Source organism: Bacillus sp. AP50, from assembly GCF_040492675.1.
GTDB classification, from domain to species: domain Bacteria; phylum Bacillota; class Bacilli; order Bacillales; family Bacillaceae_G; genus Bacillus_A; species Bacillus_A cereus.
In genome coordinates this window covers 1-4,387 of record NZ_JBEUTW010000503.1, presented here as the reverse complement: position 1 = coordinate 4,387, position 4,387 = coordinate 1, and the positions used below count along the sequence as shown (strand labels likewise).

The following is a 4,387-nucleotide window of genomic DNA, read 5'->3' as shown; positions in this document are numbered from 1 at the left end:
GTTTAAAATGAATAATATTTTTATGTAATATATTCACTGTGTGAATGTGGGAATTTCGATGAAATAGAAAATTTATACAATATTATTCATACTAAACACATATGAAAAATAATGAAATGTTTTGTGACGATAAGTAAGTACTGTAGCAATACGAGAGAGGTGGTTCATACATAGATCACGTTGAGAACGTTCTCTATTTTAACCATCTCAAATTATGGGCAAGAAAATAGAATAATAAAATGCGATAGTAATAGTTGCTAATACATAGGAGGAGTTAAAGTGAAAAAGACTTTAATTACAGGGTTATTGGTTACAGCGGTATCTACGAGTTGCTTCATTCCTGTAAGCGCTTACGCTAAGGAGGGGCAAACGGAAGTGAAAACAGTATATGCGCAAAATGTAATTGCTCCAAATACATTATCCAATTCAATTAGAATGTTAGGATCACAATCACCGCTTATTCAAGCATACGGATTAATTATTTTGCAACAGCCAGACATTAAGGTAAATGCGATGAGTAGCTTAACGAATCATCAAAAGTTTGCAAAGGCGAATGTACGAGAGTGGATTGATGAATATAATCCGAAGCTAATTGACTTAAATCAAGAGATGATGAGATACAGCACCAGATTCAATAGTTATTATAGTAAGCTCTATGAACTAGCAGGAAATGTAAATGAAGATCAGCAAGCAAAAACAGATTTTATGAGTGCATATGGAAAATTACAATTGCAAGTACAGAGCATCCAAGAGAGTATGGAGCAAGATTTATTAGAGTTAAATCGATTTAAAACAGTATTAGACAAAGATAGTAACAACTTATCAATTAAAGCCGATGAAGCAATAAAAACACTGCAAGGATCAAGTGGAGATATTGTGAAATTAAGAGAAGATATTAAAAGAATTCAAGGGGAAATTCAAGCTGAACTAACTACTATTTTGAATAGACCTCAAGAAATCATTAAAGGTTCTATTAATATCGGTAAACAAGTATTTACAATCACAAATCAAACTGCACAAACGAAAACAATCGATTTTGTTTCTATCGGTACTTTAAGTAATGAAATTGTAAATGCTGCAGATAGTCAAACGAGAGAAGCAGCTTTTCGCATTCAGCAAAAGCAAAAAGAGTTATTGCCACTTATTCAAAAGTTATCACAAACTGAAGCAGAGGCGACTCAAATTACATTCGTTGAAGATCAAGTAAATAGCTTTACAGAATTAATTGATCGTCAAATTACAACTTTAGAAACGTTATTAACGGATTGGAAAGTTTTAAATAATAATATGATTCAAATTCAAACAAATGTTGAAGAAGGCACGTATACAGACAGTAGTTTACTTCAAAAACATTTTAATCAAATTAAAAAAGTAAGTGATGAAATGAATAAGCAAACAAATCAATTTGAAGATTACGTTACAAACGTTGAAGTACATTAAATAGAAAAATAATTAGCGATATAGGGAGAGAAGAAAAATGACAAAAAAACCATATAAAGTAATGGCTCTATCAGCACTTATGGCAGTATTTGCAGCAGGAAATATTATGCCGGCTCATACGTATGCAGCTGAAAGTACAGTGAAACAAGCTCCAGTTCATGCGGTAGCAAAAGCTTATAATGACTATGAAGAATATTCATTAGGACCAGAAGGCTTGAAAGATGCAATGGAAAGAACAGGTTCAAATGCTTTAGTAATGGATCTGTATGCTTTAACAATTATTAAACAAGGTAATGTTAACTTTGGAAATGTATCGACTGTTGATGCAGCTTTAAAAGGAAAAGTGATTCAGCACCAAGATACAGCTAGAGGAAATGCGAAGCAATGGTTAGATGTATTAAAGCCACAGCTTATTTCAACGAATCAAAACATCATTAACTACAATACAAAATTCCAAAACTATTATGATACTTTAGTTGCTGCGGTAGATGCAAAAGATAAAGCGACTCTTACGAAAGGCCTAACTAGATTATCAAGTAGTATTAATGAAAATAAAGCGCAAGTGGATCAGTTAGTAGAAGACTTGAAAAAATTCCGAAATAAAATGACGTCGGATACGCAAAACTTCAAGGGTGCTTCTGCAAAATCAAATTACAACGTACAATGAAGCAATTAGTAAATATAATGCAATTATTATCGGTTCATCTGTTGCGACAGCTCTAGGACCAATTGCAATTATTGGTGGTGCAGTAGTTATTGCTACGGGCGCAGGAACACCACTAGGAGTCGCATTAATTGCAGGTGGTGCAGCAGCTGTAGGCGGTGGTACAGCTGGTATCGTATTAGCGAAGAAAGAACTTGACAATGCACAAGCTGAAATTCAAAAAATAACTGGACAAATTACAACTGCTCAATTAGAAGTAGCTGGGTTAACGAACATTAAAACACAAACTGAGTATTTAACAAATACGATTGATACTGCAATTACAGCGTTGCAAAACATTTCAAACCAATGGTATACAATGGGATCAAAATACAATTCTTTACTTCAAAATGTGGATTCAATTAGTCCAAACGATCTTGTTTTCATTAAAGAAGATTTAAACATTGCGAAAGATAGCTGGAAAAACATTAAAGACTATGCAGAAAAGATTTATGCTGAAGATATTAAAGTAGTAGATACGAAAAAAGCATAATCGAATACGAATCGTTAGGGCGTTAAGTGTTGATGAATGATTTGAAGCTCCTGTTCAGTTGTGAGCAGGAGCTTTTGATATCCTTATAAAGAGAATAGGTGAAAAATATGCAGAAACGATTTTATAAAAAATGTCTTTTAGCGGTAATGATTGCTGGGGTGGCAACGAGTAACGCATTTCCTTTACATCCTTTTGCAGCAGAACAAAATGTAACGGTGCTACAAGAAAATGTGAAAAACTATTCTCTTGGACCAGCAGGATTCCAAGATGTAATGGCACAAACGACATCAAGCATATTTGCAATGGATTCATATGCAAAATTAATTCAAAATCAACAAGAGACGGATTTAAGTAAAATAAGTTCGATTAATAGTGAATTTAAAGGGAATATGATTCAGCATCAAAGAGATGCAAAAATTAATGCAGCATATTGGTTAAATAATATGAAGCCTCAAATTATGAAAACAGATCAAAATATTATAAATTACAATAATACTTTTCAATCGTATTATAATGACATGTTAATAGCGATTGATCAAAAGGATAGTGGAAAATTAAAAGCGGATTTAGAAAAGTTGTATGCGGATATTGTAAAGAATCAAAATGAGGTAGATGGATTATTAGGAAATTTGAAAGCTTTTCGCGATAGAATGGCGAAAGATACAAATAGTTTCAAAGAGGATACAAATCAGTTAACAGCGATATTGGCAAGTACGAATGCTGGTATTCCAGCTCTAGAGCAACAAATAAATACATATAACGATTCGATTAAAAAGAGTAATGATATGGTCATTGCTGGTGGCGTACTTTGCGTAGCTCTAATAACATGTCTTGCTGGCGGGCCGATGATTGCGATTGCGAAAAAAGATATCGCAAATGCAGAAAGAGAAATCGCCAATTTAAAAGATAGAATTTCAGGAGCACAAGCAGAAGTCGTAATTTTGACTGATGTAAAAAATAAAACAACAAACATGACAGAAACAATTGATGCAGCAATTACAGCACTACAAAACATATCAAATCAATGGTATACAGTAGGTGCAAAGTATAATAATTTATTACAAAACGTAAAAGGAATTAGTCCGGAAGAGTTTACGTTTATAAAAGAAGATTTACATACAGCGAAAGATAGCTGGAAAGATGTAAAGGATTATACAGAAAAATTACATGAAGGTGTGGCAAAGTAAACAGTGGACTAGTTCTGCTGTTTATTTTTTATCCTGTTTTTTGTGAGAGTTGAGCTTGCAATTATATATAAGTTTGTCATGTGTTTTATCAATGTGGCTATTGGGTAATAGTTAATCAAATTGATACGAATAACCTAAATAAATTTCTGATCAAGTCTTTTATATGTAATGTTTTAATGAAAAAAGCTATACTGTAAGCAAAACTAAAAATTGGAGAGGAAATACTACAACATGGAAAATTATTTGTTATTTATCCTTACAGCAATGTTAATCATAATGATGCCTGGTCCTGGTTTTGCGCTAGTTACAAAAAATACTATCTCGCATGGTAAAAATGGCGGGATAAAGACTGTTTTAGGAACGATATCTGGAATGATGATTCATACAATAATGGCTACGTTAGGACTTTCTGCTATCTTAATGAAATTTGCTATGTTATTTACATTTATAAAATATGCTGGGGCTGTTTATTTAATTTATTTAGCTGTAAAGTCAATTAAAAGTGCCTTACATAAAAAAGAAGATATGTCAGGTTCAGCAGAAATGGACTCTAAGGATATTGGG

Annotated in this window: 3 protein-coding genes and 1 pseudogene; all 4 read left to right on the top strand. The window is 32.8% G+C overall.

Annotation, left to right across the window (positions count from 1 at the left end):
- Nucleotides 1-279 precede the first annotated feature (279 nt).
- Nucleotides 280-1,440 carry a non-hemolytic enterotoxin NHE subunit A gene (nheA, locus tag ABWK52_RS25545; protein WP_000751832.1) on the top strand — a complete coding sequence of 387 codons (1,161 nt, stop codon included), beginning with the start codon at nucleotides 280-282 and terminating at the stop codon, nucleotides 1,438-1,440.
- Between the two features lie 37 nt (nucleotides 1,441-1,477).
- Nucleotides 1,478-2,636 (top strand): annotated as a pseudogene (gene nheB / locus ABWK52_RS25540) (non-hemolytic enterotoxin NHE subunit B).
- Between the two features lie 107 nt (nucleotides 2,637-2,743).
- Nucleotides 2,744-3,823, top strand: coding sequence for a non-hemolytic enterotoxin NHE subunit C (gene nheC / locus ABWK52_RS25535; RefSeq protein ID WP_218272460.1), 1,080 nt, complete (start codon nucleotides 2,744-2,746; stop codon nucleotides 3,821-3,823).
- 231 nt (nucleotides 3,824-4,054) lie between these two features.
- On the top strand, nucleotides 4,055-4,387 hold a 333-nt coding region (locus ABWK52_RS25530), incomplete at its 3' end, for a LysE family translocator (RefSeq protein WP_353772212.1).